Source organism: Pseudomonas sp. GW821-FHT03A09 (assembly GCF_059421065.1).
Genome location: NZ_JBWKUX010000008.1, coordinates 81,363 through 95,496 on the forward strand (window position 1 = coordinate 81,363; position 14,134 = coordinate 95,496).

The window sequence follows — 14,134 nt, forward strand, 5'->3', positions numbered from 1 at the left end:
GGCCCGAAAGCCGCACCGGTCATCGCCGATGACCTCGCCAATACCGTTTGGCCGGTGACACGCAACCGCTAAGCAAAGTGTTTGACATGCTTGCCAGAGGCAACAATATAATTGCCTAAGGCAACCAATAGAGCATCGTCATGTCTACCACCCTCGTCGAACGCGCCGGCATCATCCGTGGCTTCAACCGGTTCTACACGCACCAGATCGGCGTACTGCAGGAACACCTGTTGCAAAGCGACTTCTCTCTCACCGAAATCCGCGTGATGTATGAGCTGTCTTCCCGGGGTGACCTGACCAGCGCCGACCTGTGCCAGATGCTTGGCCTGGACGCCGGTTACCTGAGCCGGTTGATCACTGGGTTCGAAAAGAAAGGCCTGATCCAGAAAGTCCGCTCGGCCACCGATGCACGCGCGGTACAGCTGCACCTCAGTGACCTCGGCCGCTCCGTGCTTGCGCCGCTGGAACAGAGAACCCAACAAGAAGTCATCGCCTTGCTGCAAGCCTTGCCTGAGCTGCAGCAACAACAACTGACCGCGTCCATGCAGCGCATTCAAACGCTGCTACAAGGCCGTGCGCCGAATTATTTGCTACGTGATCCGCAACCTGGCGACATGGGCCTGGTGGTACAGCAGCAAACGGCGCTGTATGCCCGCGAGTACAACTGGAACTGGGAGTTCGAAGCGCTGGTGGCGGAAATTGTCGCCCAGTACTTGCGCGAGTTTGACCCGACGTGTGAGCGCTGCTGGATCGCGGAGAAGGACGGCGAGGTGGTGGGCTCGGTGTTCGTGATACGCCATGACGAGACCACGGCCAAACTGCGCATGCTCTATGTGGACGCCAGTGCGCGGGGGATGGGCATTGGTCAGCGGTTGGTGGACGAGTGCCTGCGCTTTGCGCGCAACGCGGGCTACAAAAGCATGATGCTGTGGACCGTGGACATCTTGACGGATGCACGCAAGCTCTACCAGAAGGCCGGCTTCGAATTGGTTGAGGAAGAACCCACCGTCAGTTTCGGCAAGACGTTGGTCAGTCAAACCTGGAGCCGTGAACTCTGAACACCTCCCGCGTCACAGACGCGGGAGGCACGACCTTACAGATCGGTGATTTCCTTGTGGCGTGGCACCAGCGCCTTCATCACGCTCCACGCCACCAGGTACGCCAGCGCACAGATCGCAAACATGATCATGTAGCCCGTGTGAATATCATTGACGGACTTGTAGTAGTCGAACACCCAACCGCCGATCTTGGTCATCACCACGCCGCCCAAGCCACCCGCCATGCCGCCGATACCGACCACCGACGCCACGGTCTTCTGCGGGAACATGTCAGACACCGTAGTGAAGATATTGCACGACCACGCCTGATGCGCCGAGGCGCCCACGCCGATCAGCAGCACCGGCACCCAGAAGCTCAGGTAACCGAAAGGCTGTGCCAGCAACACCACCAACGGGAACAGTGCAATCACCAGCATGGCTTTCATACGGCCATCGTAGGGAGCATCGCCACGGGCCATGAAATAGCTGGGGAACCAGCCGCCGCCGATACTGCCGACCATGGTCATGCTGTACAGCACCGCCAGCGGCATCACGATGTCCGCGCCTTTCATGCCGTACTGCGCCGACAGGTAAGTGGGTAGCCAAAAAAGGAAGAACCACCAGACGCCATCGGTCATGAATTTGCCGAAGGCGAACGCCCAGGTCTGGCGATAGGTCAGCAACTTGAACCACGAGACTTTTTTCGGTGCCACATCGGCGGGCGCAGGGGTCAAGGGTTGTACGGTCTGGTCACTGCGGATGTAGGCCAGTTCTTCGGCCGAAAGGCGCTTTTGCTCCTCCGGCTTCTGGTAAAGCGCAACCCACACGGCGACCCACACGAACCCCAGCGCACCAATCACGATAAACGCAGCTTCCCAACCCCATAAGCCTGCGATCAACGGCACACAGATCGGCGCCAGGATCGCGCCAACGTTGGCGCCCGAATTGAAAATACCGGTGGCCAAGGAGCGTTCTTTCTTCGGGAAGTACTCGGCGGTGGCCTTGATCGCGATGGGGAAATTACCCGCCTCGCCAATCGCCAACACGGCGCGTGACAGCATGAAGCCAGCAATCGATACCGGGATCACAGCCAGACCGACAGCCCCACTGATTGCCGCGACACCCTCGCCCATCGGCACCGAAAACGCATGCATGATCGCGCCGGTGGACCAGATACCAATCGCCACCACATAGGCGGCCTTGGTGCCGATCTTGTCGACAAACCGCCCGGCAAACAGCATGGAAATCGCATAGACGAACTGGAACACCGCGGCGATGTTGGCGTAGTCAGTGTTACTCCAGCCAAATTGCGTCGACAGTTGTGGTGCCAGCAGGCTAAGCACCTGGCGGTCGAGGTAGTTGACGGTTGTCGCGAAGAACAGCATCGCGCAGATGGTCCAGCGATAGTTGCCTACCGCCTGGCCAACGCGCTGGGCGTTGATGGGCTCGTTCAAGTTCATGGCATCACTTTTTATTGTTTTTAGGTAGGACACACGTAACGTCATATGTCGTCATACAACTGTGACTTTTATATCGAGCTACCTAAGCACTGTCAATCCGAAAGATTGCGGTTTATTGGGCTCTACGAAAATCAGTTGTAGGATGACGATATCAATTGTAGTGAGCGGGCTTGCCCCGCGCTGGGTGGGGCAGCCGCCCTAAAACCTGCTGCCGCGCTCTACCTGACACCACGCGGTGGTCTTATTGGGGCGGCTTCGCCACCCAGCGCGGGGCAAGCCCGCTCGCTACAAGGTCCGTTTCTGACGCAATGACAGGGTGTCTGCAAAAAGCCAAATAACAAATAAGATGAATTTTTTCGTATGCGCTCGTATCTGAGCTGACAGAGCGGCGCCATCGCAACGATGGCACCTCCCCTGTTCAGTTTTAGAGTGGCCCGCATGAAATTACGCAAGAAAAGCGTCAGACCCATCAGATTGAAAGACATCACCATCGTCGACGATACCAAGGTACGCAAGGCGATCACCGCCGCCGCCCTGGGCAATGCCATGGAGTGGTTCGACTTTGGTGTCTACGGCTTCGTCGCCTACGTATTGGGCAAGGTGTTCTTCCCCGGCGCCTCTCCCAGCGTCCAAATGATCGCCGCACTGGCCACCTTCTCCGTACCTTTCCTGATTCGTCCCCTGGGCGGCCTGTTCTTCGGTGCACTGGGCGACAAGTACGGGCGGCAGAAAGTCCTCGCTGCCACCATCGTGATCATGTCCTTGAGCACCTTCGCCATTGGCCTGATCCCCGGCTACGCCTCCATCGGCATCTGGGCGCCGATCCTGTTGTTGCTGTGCAAAATGGCCCAAGGCTTCTCGGTCGGCGGTGAATACACCGGCGCCTCGATCTTCGTTGCCGAATATGCTCCTGACCGCAAACGCGGGTTCCTCGGCAGTTGGCTGGACTTTGGTTCCATCGCCGGCTTCGTGCTTGGCGCGGGTGTGGTGGTGCTGATTTCCAGCGTACTGGGTGAAGAGCAATTCGAATCCTGGGGCTGGCGCCTGCCGTTCTTCCTCGCCCTGCCCCTGGGCATCATCGGCCTGTACCTGCGCCACGCCCTGGAAGAAACCCCGGCGTTCCAGCAGCACATGGACAAAGTGGAACAAGGTGACCGCGAGGGGCTGACCCATGGTCCCCAAGTCTCATTCAGGGAAGTCGCCACCAAACATTGGCGCAGCCTGCTGACTTGCATCGGTATCGTCGCGGCCACCAACGTGACCTACTACATGTTGCTCACCTACATGCCGAGCTACCTGTCGCACAACCTGCACTACAAAGAAAACAGCGGTGTGCTGATCATCATCGCGATCATGGTCGGCATGTTGTTCGTGCAGCCATTCATTGGTTTTGTCAGCGATAAAATCGGCCGCAAGCCCTTCATCATCACCGGTAGCATTAGCCTGCTGTTGCTGGCGATCCCGGCGTTCATGCTGATCACCAGCGGCAAGATCGGGCTGATCTTCGGCGGCCTGCTAATCCTCGCCGTAATCCTGAACTTCTTCATCGGCGTGATGGCCTCGACCTTGCCCGCCATGTTTCCCACGCACATCCGCTACAGCGCCTTGGCAAGTGCCTTCAACGTCTCCGTACTGATCGCCGGCGTCACCCCCACGGCAGTGGCCTGGCTGGTGGAAAGCACCAACGACCTGTACATGCCCGCCTACTACCTGATGGTGTTCGCCGTGGTTGGCCTGATCACCGGCCTGACCATGAAGGAGACCGCCAACAAACCCCTGCATGGCGCGGCACCGGCCGCGTCGGACATAGAAGAAGCCAAGGAGTTGCTGCAGGAACACCACGACAATATCGAGCAGAAGATCGAAGGCATCGACGCCGAAATTGCCGAGCTGGAAGCCAAGCGCAAAAACCTGGTTGAACAGCATCCGCACATCAACTAAGACCTGACCAGCGAGCGCCAGCGCTACCGGAAAAACTGACTCGGCGTCTTACCGAACTGTTTCTTGAACATGTTGGTAAAGGCGCTGGGGCTTTCGTAGCCCAGCTCGATGGCCACGTCGATAATCTTCTCCCCCACCGCGATACGCTCCAGCGCCAGCAGCAACCGCGCCTGCTGGCGCCACTGGCCGAAGGTCAAACCGGTGTCCTTGCGAAACAGGCGCTGGATGGTCTTCTGGTCCAAGTCCAACCGAGCACTCCAATCCGCCACCGTCGAAGCATCTCCCGCATCCTGTTGCAGTGCCTGGCAAATCTGGTTGATACGCGAATCGGCAGGCTGGGGCAGCGACAGCGGCAACGCCGGCAGAATCGCCAGTTCGTCTAGGATCAGGTGCATGATCCGAGCGTCGCGGGAGTCCTCGGCATAAGGCGGCTTCAAACTCACCGACGCCTTGATCAACTCACTGAGCAGTGGCGAGATGCTCACGGCCTTGGCTCCGTTGGGCTGGTTCGGGAAGGCATCCGGGCGCACGAACACACTGCGCATCTTCAACGTGCCGACGCAACGCAGCGAGTGTACTTGCCCGCTGGGCATCCAGAAGCCACGGTTGGACGGCACCGTCCACTGGTTTTGCGCCGAGTACACCACCATCACGCCTTCGATGGCGTAGAGTAGTTGGTGCTTTTCGTGGCTATGGTCAGGGATCACCCAGTTTTCGGGATAATCGGTGGCGGAACTGATGACAGTCCAGTCGCCTTCATCGATCTCCTGCAGAAATTCATCCAGTGGTTTGATCATTTCGCCCTTTTTGCGACAGTTGCCTCCCGAATTTCGCGAGACAGGCATTTACGCCGAATCTAGCATATACACCGAAACAATTAGAAACGGGTGGCGAGCATAAGTACTCGCCGCCCCTGTTCGCTGCCCTGTATGGAATGCCTGCATGTCGACACTCACCGCGTCACCCGCCGCTGCAACCACTACGCCCCAGGTAAGCCCCCTGGTCATGCGCGTCCTCGGTGCCTGTGCCCTGGCGCACCTGATCAACGACCTGATCCAGGCCGTGCTGCCTTCGATCTACCCGATGCTCAAGGCCAACTACGGGCTGAGCTTCACCCAGGTGGGCCTGATCACCCTGACCTTCCAACTGACCGCATCCTTGCTGCAACCCTGGATCGGTTACCACACCGACCGCCATCCCAAGCCGTGGCTGTTGCCAGCGGGCATGGTGTGCACCTTGATCGGCATCCTGATGCTGGCGTTTGTCGGCACCTTCCCGGCGATCCTGCTGGCAGCGGCACTGGTCGGCGTCGGCTCCTCGACCTTCCACCCGGAAACCTCGCGAGTGGCCCGCCTGGCCTCGGGCGGACGCTACGGCCTGGCGCAATCGACCTTCCAGGTCGGCGGCAATACCGGCAGCGCCTTCGGCCCGTTGCTCGCGGCAGCGATCATCATTCCTTACGGCCAAACTCACATCGCCTGGTTCGGGTTGTTCGCAGTCTTCGCGATCCTGGTGCTGTACGGCTTGAGCCGCTGGTACCGCCACCACCTCAATCTGTTCAAGCTCAAGCAAGGCGCCAAGGCCACCCACGGCTTGTCCAAAGGCCGCGTGACTTTTGCCCTGATCGTGCTGGCCGTGCTGGTGTTCTCCAAGTACTGGTACATGACCAGCCTGACCAGCTACTTCACGTTCTACCTGATCGAAAAATTCCAGCTGTCAGTGGCCAGCTCCCAGATGTACCTGTTCCTGTTCCTTGGCGCAGTGGCTGTCGGCACCTTTGCGGGCGGCCCGATCGGCGACAAGATCGGACGCAAGAAAGTCATCTGGTTCTCCATCCTCGGCGCAGCGCCGTTCACCCTGGCCCTGCCCTACTTCGACCTGTTCTGGACGGCGGTATTGAGCGTGGTGATCGGGTTTATCATCGCCTCGGCCTTCTCGGCCATCGTGGTATATGCCCAGGAACTGGTGCCCGGCAATGTGGGCATGATCGCCGGGATCTTCTTCGGCCTGATGTTCGGCTTCAGCGGTATCGGTGCGGCACTGCTCGGCATGCTCGCCGACAACCACGGCATCGAGTACGTCTACAAACTGTGCTCGTTCCTGCCACTGGTGGGCATCCTGACGATATTGTTGCCGTCAACCAAAGGCGTCTGACCCGCCGATCATCGGCTGGCCGTATGCCGGTACGATGAGGACTCTGAGAAACCTGCGTGTGCGCTGACGATCCGGGCTTTCAGCGCACACCCAGGCAGACCCGGCACGAAACAATGCTGTCGCACCGCAGCTTGCCGCTAAAGGTCGTAGTGCACGGCCACCCGGTTGCCGGTCCTCACCGACTCCAACGCACAATCCGCCAGATGCAACGCATACACCCCATCGCGCACACCGGTCGGCAGTGCGCCACCGCTGTTCAGTGCATCAATGAACTGGGTCAGCTCATTGCGATAGGCGTCCGCGTAGCGCTCCAGGAAGAAATGCTGCAACGGCTCCAACGCCTCAGTGTGTGCTGCGCTCCAATGGCGCAAAGTGCTGGGCCGGTGGTTATCGGTGAGTAATACGCCATCGGCACCGGACACTTCCACCCGCTGGTCATAGCCATACACCGCCTGGCGGCAGCAGTTGATGTGGCATTGTTTGCCGGAGGCGGTGCGCAACAGCACCATGACGCTGTCATAATCGTCGATCTCTTCAAGGCTCGGGTCCACCAGACGGCTGGCGACGGCGCTGACCTCCACCGGCTCTTCACCGAGCAGGTGGCGGGCCGTGTCGAAGTCATGAATGGTCATGTCGCGCAGGATGCCGCCTGAGTGTGCCAGGTAATCGCGCGGGGCCAGGCCCGGGTCGCGGCTGGTGATGATGACCTGGCGTACAGCGCCGATCTGGCCGGCGTCGAGGGCTTGGCGCAGACGCAGCATGTCGGGGTCGAAGCGCCGGTTGAAGCCGAGCATCACCTGGCCGCCTTGACGCTCGACGACTTGAGCGGCGTGGCGAGCCTTGGCGATATCGAGGTCGATGGGCTTTTCGCAGAGCACCGCCTTGCCTTGCGCCACCGCCGCCAGCAGCAAATCGATGTGGGTGTCGGTGGGCGTGCCGATGACCACCGCGTCGATATCCTTGCGGCTGAGCACGGCGGCGCAGTCGTAGGCAGCCTCGCAACCCAGTTGTGCGCTCAGTGCATCAACCCCTTCGCGCCAGGGGTCGGCCACCAGCACCAGCGTGGCATTGGGATGGGCGGCGACGTTGGCAGCATGGATCTTGGCGATGCGCCCGGCACCTAGAACGGCAATACGTAGCATGGCGGAACTCCTGGTGTTGTTATTAAGGGGAGTACTCAATCCGGCAGGTTGAACGGTGTCACGATCTGCACCTGGGACGGCGCAATCGGCCCGGCTTTCCATAACCGGTGGTGTTGCAGGATGTGCAGGAATACGTGACGGGCATCGATCTGCAGGTTGTGATCGATGATCGCGGCGACTTTTTCTTCGCGCAGCAACTGGCGGTTTTCCTCGTCCAGGTCGTGACCGATAAACACCTCCAGCGGGCGCCCCTGGGCGGCGAACGCATCGACAATCGCGCGATTGCCACCGCCGACGCTGTACACCGCCTTGAGTTCGGGATGGTTTCGCAAGGCTTGGCTGACACGCTCGAAGGTGCGGTCATACACGCCATAGCCGCCACTGATATCCAGCACGCGCAAGTGCGCGGCACGCCCGCGCAGCCAAGCGCGAAAGCCCATCTCGCGTTCTTCTTCGCCACGGAACAGTTCGCTGCCGATCACTACCGCGACGTCCTGGGGCTCGGTCGGCAGCCAGCGTGACATCAGGTAGGCAGCAGTCTGGCCCGCGGTGCGGTTGTTCATCCCCACGTAACCGATGCGTTCGCTGTGTGGCAGGTCCGTCACCAGGGTCACGACCGGAATCCCCGCCGCACTCAGTTGCTTGACGGCCAGGTTCACCGCCGGCTCATCGGCGGCCTTGAGCACCACGCCCTGGCTGCCGGTGTCGAGGCAGCGCAGCAACTGATCGTGCATGGCTTGGGGTTCGATCTCTTCGAAGAGGTGGAAACGCGGCGCGATGCGAAACGGCGCCAGGCTGCCCAGTTGCGCAATGATCGCCGCCTGCACCGCCGTGCTGAAGCGTTGCGGGGTATGCATGATCACGTCGACATGAAAGGTACGCCCCACTGCCAGGCCATTTTTCTCCTGGGCTTCCAGCTCATCCAACGCCTGCTCGATCCGTCGCCGAGTCTGCGCATGCACGCTGCCGCGCTGGTGCAACACGCGATCGACCGTGGCGTTGCTCACACCGGCCTGGGTGGCTAGTTGCTTGATGGAGAAGTGTTTGGCACGTTCGAGCATGCGGTTCGCCTGAGGTGTTTTTGAGGTGTTATTTGGGTTTTTCTGAGGTTTTGCAATGCTAGTCTCAGTTTTGCCCGGCGTCGAGCCGAGCGCCGCACAACAACAAAAATCCAGGAGAAACCCATGCCCCACACCGATCTCGCCACCTCGTTCAACGGCCAGTACTTCGTCGTCACCGGCAGCACCCAAGGCCTGGGCGCAGCAGTAGCGCATACCCTTGCCCGACGCGGCGCCGCCGGCTTGATCATCTGCGGACGGCGCCGTGCCCAAGGCGAAGAACAGGTGCAGCAGTTGGCCCAGCTGGATTGCCAGGCGTTCTTTGTCGAGGCGGACTTGGAAAAAGTCGAGGATTGCCAAGCGATCATCGCAGCGGCGCGCACTCACTTCGGCACCTTGCATGGGCTGGTGAACTGCGCCGGCATGTCGGACCGCGGCACCATCCTCGACACCTCACCCGAACTGTTTGATCGGCTGATGGCCGTGAATGTAAGGGCACCGTTTTTCCTGATGCAGGAAGCATTGAAACTGATGATCAGCAACGGCGTGGAAGGCGCGGTGGTGAATATCCAGAGCGTCACCGGCCATGGAGGGCAATCGTTTCTCAGCGCCTATGCAGCGTCCAAGGGCGCGTTGGCCATCCTGACCAAGAACGTGGCGTTCAGTGCCCTGCGCAACCGCATCCGCGTGAACGGTTTGAACATCGGCTGGATGGACACCCCCCACGAGGACCAAATCCAGCGCCAGTACCACGGTGCCCAGGACGGTTGGCTGGCGACGGCTGAAGCCGCGCAGCCGTTCGGGCGCCTGCTCAAGCCTGAGGAAGTGGCGCAAAGCGTGGCGTTTTTACTGTCGCGCGAGTCAGGGATGATGACCGGCGCGGTGATCGACCTGGAGCAAGGCGTGGTCGGTTGCACCGACGGCGGCAGCCCGCAACCGCACCGGGCGCTGGGAGGTGTGTGATGTCGGCGTTCGTGACTGAACAGGTGGTATGCCTGGGGGATTTCAGCGACATTTGCGCGCAACAGGCGAGTGCAGCGGACTATCCGCTGTGCACCGAAGTGCTGAGTAATGTGCCGGTCTATCAGGCTCGCACGCTACGCAATAGTGACCGCTCGGCGGTGATGAATGAACTGCATCGCCTATTCCGCGAAGGACCTGGCGTGATGGTGGTACGCCGAGCCTATGAAGACCTGGACGTGGTGGACCGCCATAGCCAGGTGTTCGAGGCGATCTTTGCCAGTGAAGCGGCGCACGGCGTGGCCGCCGATCACTTCGCCAAGGCCGGCAGTAATGGGCGGATCTGGAACGCGTTGCAGAAGGCGGCATTGCAGTCGCCAGAGTCGTTTGTCGAGTACTACGCCAACCCGTTGCTGGGGTTGATCGCCGAGGCGTGGCTGGGCCCGAGCTATCAGGTCACCGCGCAGGTCAACGTCGTGCACCCCGGCGGCCCAGCCCAACAACCGCACCGTGACTATCACTTGGGTTTCCAGACCAATGAGGTGGTGGAACGTTTTCCCCTGCCCCTGCACGTGTTGTCTCAATACCTGACACTGCAAGGCGCGGTGGCCCACTCGGACATGCCGCTGGAAACCGGCCCGACCCAACTGCTGCCGTTTTCCCAGCAATACGCCCTGGGTTACTTGGCATGGCGGCGCCCGGAGTTCATCGACTACTTCCAGCAACACGCAGTGCAACTGCCGCTGAACAAAGGCGACCTGCTGTTCTTCAACCCGGCGCTGTTCCATGCCGCCGGCACCAACAGCACGCAGGATTGCCGGCGCATGGCCAACCTGCTGCAAATCTCCTCAGCGTTCGGCAAACCCATGGAAGCCCTCGACCGCGAGCGCATGATGCTGGCGGTGTACCCGGTTCTATTGGGCACCCCATCGCTGGATGCCGAAGCCGTGCAAGCCGTGGTGGCCTGCACGGCCGATGGGTACTCCTTCCCGACCAACCTCGACACCGACCCACCCTTGCAGGGCCTGGCCCCGCAAACCGGACAGCAGTTGATGCTGCAAGCCCTCAACGAACGCTGGCCATACTCGGACTTCGCCGCCGCCGTGGCGCAGCTGCGGGCCAAGCGCCAGGCGTGATGCTTTGACAACAACAAAAACAACGGAGCACAACCATGAAAAAGCACCTCCTTGTGGCACTCTTTACCCTCGCCTTCAGCCCCTGGGTCCTGGCCGATATCCGTATCGGCGTGAGCATTGCCCAGGTCGATGATGTATTCCTCGCGCAAATGCGTGACTACATGGCTGCCCACGCCAAACAACTGCCCGGCGTGACCCTGCAATTCGAAGACGCCCAGGGCGATGTCGTGCGCCAGCTCAACCAGGTGCAGAACTTCACCGCCCAGGGCATGGACGCAATCATCGTCAACCCGGTGGACACTGCCGCCACGCAAAAGATGACCGACAATGCCCAGCAGGCAAATACACCGCTGGTGTTCGTCAACCGTCGCCCCGACGCCCAGCAACTACCGCCGGGGGTCGGCTACGTGGGCTCGGATGAGGTCAAGGCCGGCGAGATCCAGATGCGTTACCTGGCCGAGAAAATGGGCGGCAAAGGCAACCTGGCGATCATGCTCGGGCTGCTGTCGAACAACGCCACCCACAACCGCACGCTGGGGGTGAAGACGGTGCTCAAGGATTACCCCGCGATCAAGATCGTCGAGGAACAAACGGCGGAATGGCAGCGCAGCAAGGCCATCGACCTGATGAACAACTGGATAGTGTCCGGCAAGAAAATCGACGCCGTGGTCGCCAATGCCGATGAGATGGCCATCGGCGCGGCCATGGCGATCAGTCAGGCCGGCATGCAACCCGGTAAAGACATACTGGTAGCCGGCAGCGACGGCGGCCCGGCCGGACTGGACGCGGTGAAAAAAGGCCAATTGCTGGTCACCGTGTATCAGGACAACAAAGGGCAGGCGGTGGGCTCAATCGACCTGGCGGTGAAGATGGTGAAGAAAGAACCCTACACCGCCGAGCTGACCATTCCTTATCAGCAGATCACCAAGGATAATTACCAGGCATTTCTTAACCCTTGAGGACCGCGACAATACCTGTGGCGAGCAAGCTCGCCCGCCACAGAGTCAACATCGGCACTAGCGTGGCGACCGGCGCGCAAAACCATTCACAACGATGTACAGCAACGGCCCCACCGAAACGAATACCGCCGTCAGCAAGAAGTAAGGCAGCACCGAAACCACCGACCGCCCTCTCCCCCGCGCATCTCGATACATCCACACGCACGCCAGCACCGCCATCAGATACAGGTCGATCACCACCTGCGCCGTATCCGGTCGCGAGATCAGTTCTTGTCCAAATGCCAGCAGCGACTGTTGCGCCGTGAGCATCGTGTAGAGCGTATACAACGAAAACCCGAGCAAACCGATCAGGGCGAGATAAGGCCTGTGCATGCAATCCTCCTTGAAGAGCAACCTTTAATAGCGAGTCGCTCACCTTAGCAGCAAGATTCTCGGAGCGCTGGCACTGTGAAATATCTGTCCGTAGACTGCCGCCATACCTCCCACTTGAAGGCGGCGAAAAAAACGTGATGCAAGTTACCGAAGTCTCCATTGCCCAATTGCGCGCGGCGCTTGAAACCGGCCAGACCACTGCCGTTGAACTGGTCAAGGCTTATCTGGCGCGGATCGATGCCTATGACGGCCCGCAGACCGCTACCGCCTTGAACGCCGTGGTGGTGCGCAACCCCGAGGCGCTCAAAGAAGCCGAAGCGTCGGATGCGCGTCGGGCGAAGGGTGAAACCTTGGGGCCATTGGACGGCATCCCTTACACCGCCAAAGACAGCTACCTGGTCAAGGGCCTGACCGCGGCCTCCGGCAGCCCGGCCTTCGCCCAGCTGACGGCCCATCGCGACGCGTTCACCATTGAGCGCCTGCGCGCCGGTGGCGCCATTTGCCTGGGCAAGACCAATATGCCGCCGATGGCCAATGGCGGGATGCAACGCGGTGTGTATGGCCGCGCAGAAAGCCCGTACAACGCCGCCTATCTCACCGCGCCCTTTGCTTCCGGTTCGTCCAACGGCGCCGGCACCGCGACGGCTGCAAGCTTTGCCGCATTCGGCCTGGCCGAAGAAACCTGGTCGAGCGGACGCGGCCCGGCGTCCAACAATGGATTGTGCGCCTACACCCCGTCCCGTGGGGTGATCTCGGTGCGCGGCAACTGGCCGTTGACGCCAACCATGGACGTGGTCGTGCCGTATGCACGCAGCATGGCCGACCTGCTGGAAGTACTCGATGTCGTGGTCGCCGAAGACCCCGATACCCGTGGCGACCTGTGGCGCCTGCAACCCTGGGTACCCATCCCGAGCGTGGCCTCGGTGCGCCCGGCGTCCTACGCCGAACTGGCGGTGACTTCGGAGTCTCTCGTGGGCAAGCGCTTCGGTGTACCTCGCATGTACATCAACGCCGACCCTGAAGCCGGCACCAGCGAAAAACCCGGGATCGGCGGGCCAACCGGGCAAAAGATCAACACCCGCGCCAGCGTGATCGATCTTTGGCAGGCCGCCCGCCAGGCGCTGGAAGCCGCTGGAGCCGAAGTGATCGAGGTGGATTTCCCGCTGGTCTCCAACTGCGAAGGCGACCGCCCCGGCGCTCCAACGGTGTTTACCCGTGGCCTGGTGTCCAAGACATTCCTGCACGACGAATTGTGGGAACTGTCGGCCTGGGCCTTTGATGACTTCCTGCGCGCCAACGGCGACCCGACCCTGAACCGCCTGGCCGATGTCGACGGGCCGAAGATCTTCCCCCACGACCCCGGTACCCTGCCCAACCGTGAGGACGACCTTGCCGCCGGCATGGACGAGTACGTGCGCATGGCACAGCGTGGCATCACGCCATGGAATGAAATCAGCACCGTACCCGACGGCCTGCGCGGCCTTGAACAAACCCGGCGCCTGGATCTGGAAGACTGGATGGACACCCTGGGCCTTGACGCCGTGCTGTTCCCGACCGTGGCCGATGTGGGCCCGGCTGACGCCGACATCAACGAAACCTCTGCCGACATCGCCTGGAGCAACGGCATCTGGGTGGCCAACGGCAACCTCGCCATTCGCCACCTGGGCGTACCCACCGTCACCGTGCCGATGGGCGTGATGGCCGACATCGGCATGCCGGTCGGGTTGACCTTCGCCGGGCGCGCCTATGACGATTCGGCATTGCTGCGCTTTGCTTCGGCGTATGAAGCCACCGGCAACAAACGCCTCATTCCCCCACGGACACCACCGTTGGCAACAGAATGAATACGGTCTGAATGTGGGAGCTGGCTTGCCTGCGATGACGTAGTGTCAGTCGATGCAGATGTCGACTGTTT

12 protein-coding genes are annotated in these 14,134 nt (G+C 60.9%); 7 read left to right on the plus strand and 5 right to left on the minus strand.

Annotation, left to right across the window (positions count from 1 at the left end):
* The first annotated feature begins 140 nt into the window (after positions 1 to 140).
* Positions 141 to 1,058 (plus strand): bifunctional helix-turn-helix transcriptional regulator/GNAT family N-acetyltransferase, encoded by a 918-nt coding sequence (locus AC07V4_RS16275; protein ID WP_492637447.1) that lies wholly within the window; start codon positions 141 to 143, stop codon positions 1,056 to 1,058.
* A 35-nt stretch (positions 1,059 to 1,093) separates the two neighbouring features.
* Here AC07V4_RS16275 and AC07V4_RS16280 read toward each other — a convergent pair whose 3' ends face one another.
* On the minus strand, positions 1,094 to 2,497 hold the full coding sequence (locus AC07V4_RS16280) for an MFS transporter (RefSeq protein ID WP_492637448.1): 1,404 nt from the start codon (positions 2,495 to 2,497) through the stop codon (positions 1,094 to 1,096).
* A gap of 438 nt (positions 2,498 to 2,935) precedes the next feature.
* Between AC07V4_RS16280 and proP the strand changes: the two genes are divergently transcribed.
* A complete protein-coding gene (proP, locus tag AC07V4_RS16285; RefSeq protein ID WP_492637449.1) occupies positions 2,936 to 4,438 on the plus strand; it encodes a glycine betaine/L-proline transporter ProP in 1,503 nt (500 codons plus the stop codon).
* Between the two features lie 23 nt (positions 4,439 to 4,461).
* Here the strand turns inward: proP and AC07V4_RS16290 are convergent, their stop codons facing one another.
* Positions 4,462 to 5,283, minus strand: coding sequence for an AraC family transcriptional regulator (locus AC07V4_RS16290; protein WP_492637450.1), 822 nt, complete (start codon positions 5,281 to 5,283; stop codon positions 4,462 to 4,464).
* A gap of 97 nt (positions 5,284 to 5,380) precedes the next feature.
* On the opposite strand from AC07V4_RS16290, the gene AC07V4_RS16295 reads away from it, so the two are divergent.
* Positions 5,381 to 6,592, plus strand: a complete 1,212-nt coding sequence (locus AC07V4_RS16295) for an MFS transporter (protein ID WP_492637451.1) — start codon at positions 5,381 to 5,383, stop codon at positions 6,590 to 6,592.
* Positions 6,593 to 6,729: 137 nt separating this feature from the next.
* On the opposite strand, the gene iolG is transcribed toward AC07V4_RS16295, so the two are convergent.
* Positions 6,730 to 7,734 (minus strand): inositol 2-dehydrogenase, encoded by a 1,005-nt coding sequence (iolG, locus tag AC07V4_RS16300; RefSeq protein WP_492637452.1) that lies wholly within the window; start codon positions 7,732 to 7,734, stop codon positions 6,730 to 6,732.
* Between the two features lie 35 nt (positions 7,735 to 7,769).
* Entirely contained in the window at positions 7,770 to 8,795 is a 1,026-nt protein-coding gene (locus tag AC07V4_RS16305; protein ID WP_492637453.1) for a LacI family DNA-binding transcriptional regulator, read from the minus strand.
* Between the two features lie 123 nt (positions 8,796 to 8,918).
* Between AC07V4_RS16305 and AC07V4_RS16310 the strand changes: the two genes are divergently transcribed.
* The 3 genes from AC07V4_RS16310 to AC07V4_RS16320 are packed head-to-tail and all read left to right on the plus strand — an operon-like array spanning position 8,919 to position 11,847.
* Positions 8,919 to 9,755, plus strand: coding sequence for an SDR family oxidoreductase (locus AC07V4_RS16310; RefSeq protein WP_492637454.1), 837 nt, complete (start codon positions 8,919 to 8,921; stop codon positions 9,753 to 9,755).
* Entirely contained in the window at positions 9,755 to 10,888 is a 1,134-nt protein-coding gene (locus tag AC07V4_RS16315) for a phytanoyl-CoA dioxygenase family protein (RefSeq protein ID WP_492637455.1), read from the plus strand. Before AC07V4_RS16310 ends, AC07V4_RS16315 begins: the two co-directional genes overlap by 1 nt.
* Positions 10,889 to 10,923: 35 nt before the next feature.
* A complete protein-coding gene (locus AC07V4_RS16320; protein ID WP_492637456.1) occupies positions 10,924 to 11,847 on the plus strand; it encodes a sugar ABC transporter substrate-binding protein in 924 nt (307 codons plus the stop codon).
* A 57-nt stretch (positions 11,848 to 11,904) separates the two neighbouring features.
* Here the strand turns inward: AC07V4_RS16320 and AC07V4_RS16325 are convergent, their stop codons facing one another.
* Complete coding sequence (locus AC07V4_RS16325) at positions 11,905 to 12,219, minus strand: DUF2834 domain-containing protein (RefSeq protein WP_492637457.1); 315 nt, start codon at positions 12,217 to 12,219, stop codon at positions 11,905 to 11,907.
* Between the two features lie 134 nt (positions 12,220 to 12,353).
* On the opposite strand from AC07V4_RS16325, the gene AC07V4_RS16330 reads away from it, so the two are divergent.
* A complete protein-coding gene (locus AC07V4_RS16330) occupies positions 12,354 to 14,063 on the plus strand; it encodes an amidase (RefSeq protein ID WP_492637458.1) in 1,710 nt (569 codons plus the stop codon).
* Positions 14,064 to 14,134 lie beyond the last annotated feature (71 nt).

Excerpts from the sequence above, each read along its gene's own strand:
- AC07V4_RS16275 (WP_492637447.1), top strand. The coding sequence starts at position 141 with ATGTCTACCACCCTCGTCGAACGCGCCGGCATCATCCGTGGCTTCAAC.
- AC07V4_RS16280 (WP_492637448.1), bottom strand. The coding sequence starts at position 2,497 with ATGAACTTGAACGAGCCCATCAACGCCCAGCGCGTTGGCCAGGCGGTA.
- proP (WP_492637449.1), top strand. The coding sequence starts at position 2,936 with ATGAAATTACGCAAGAAAAGCGTCAGACCCATCAGATTGAAAGACATC.
- AC07V4_RS16290 (WP_492637450.1), bottom strand. The coding sequence starts at position 5,283 with ATGCCTGTCTCGCGAAATTCGGGAGGCAACTGTCGCAAAAAGGGCGAA.
- AC07V4_RS16295 (WP_492637451.1), top strand. The coding sequence starts at position 5,381 with ATGTCGACACTCACCGCGTCACCCGCCGCTGCAACCACTACGCCCCAG.
- iolG (WP_492637452.1), bottom strand. The coding sequence starts at position 7,734 with ATGCTACGTATTGCCGTTCTAGGTGCCGGGCGCATCGCCAAGATCCAT.
- AC07V4_RS16305 (WP_492637453.1), bottom strand. The coding sequence starts at position 8,795 with ATGCTCGAACGTGCCAAACACTTCTCCATCAAGCAACTAGCCACCCAG.
- AC07V4_RS16310 (WP_492637454.1), top strand. The coding sequence starts at position 8,919 with ATGCCCCACACCGATCTCGCCACCTCGTTCAACGGCCAGTACTTCGTC.
- AC07V4_RS16315 (WP_492637455.1), top strand. The coding sequence starts at position 9,755 with ATGTCGGCGTTCGTGACTGAACAGGTGGTATGCCTGGGGGATTTCAGC.
- AC07V4_RS16320 (WP_492637456.1), top strand. The coding sequence starts at position 10,924 with ATGAAAAAGCACCTCCTTGTGGCACTCTTTACCCTCGCCTTCAGCCCC.
- AC07V4_RS16325 (WP_492637457.1), bottom strand. The coding sequence starts at position 12,219 with ATGCACAGGCCTTATCTCGCCCTGATCGGTTTGCTCGGGTTTTCGTTG.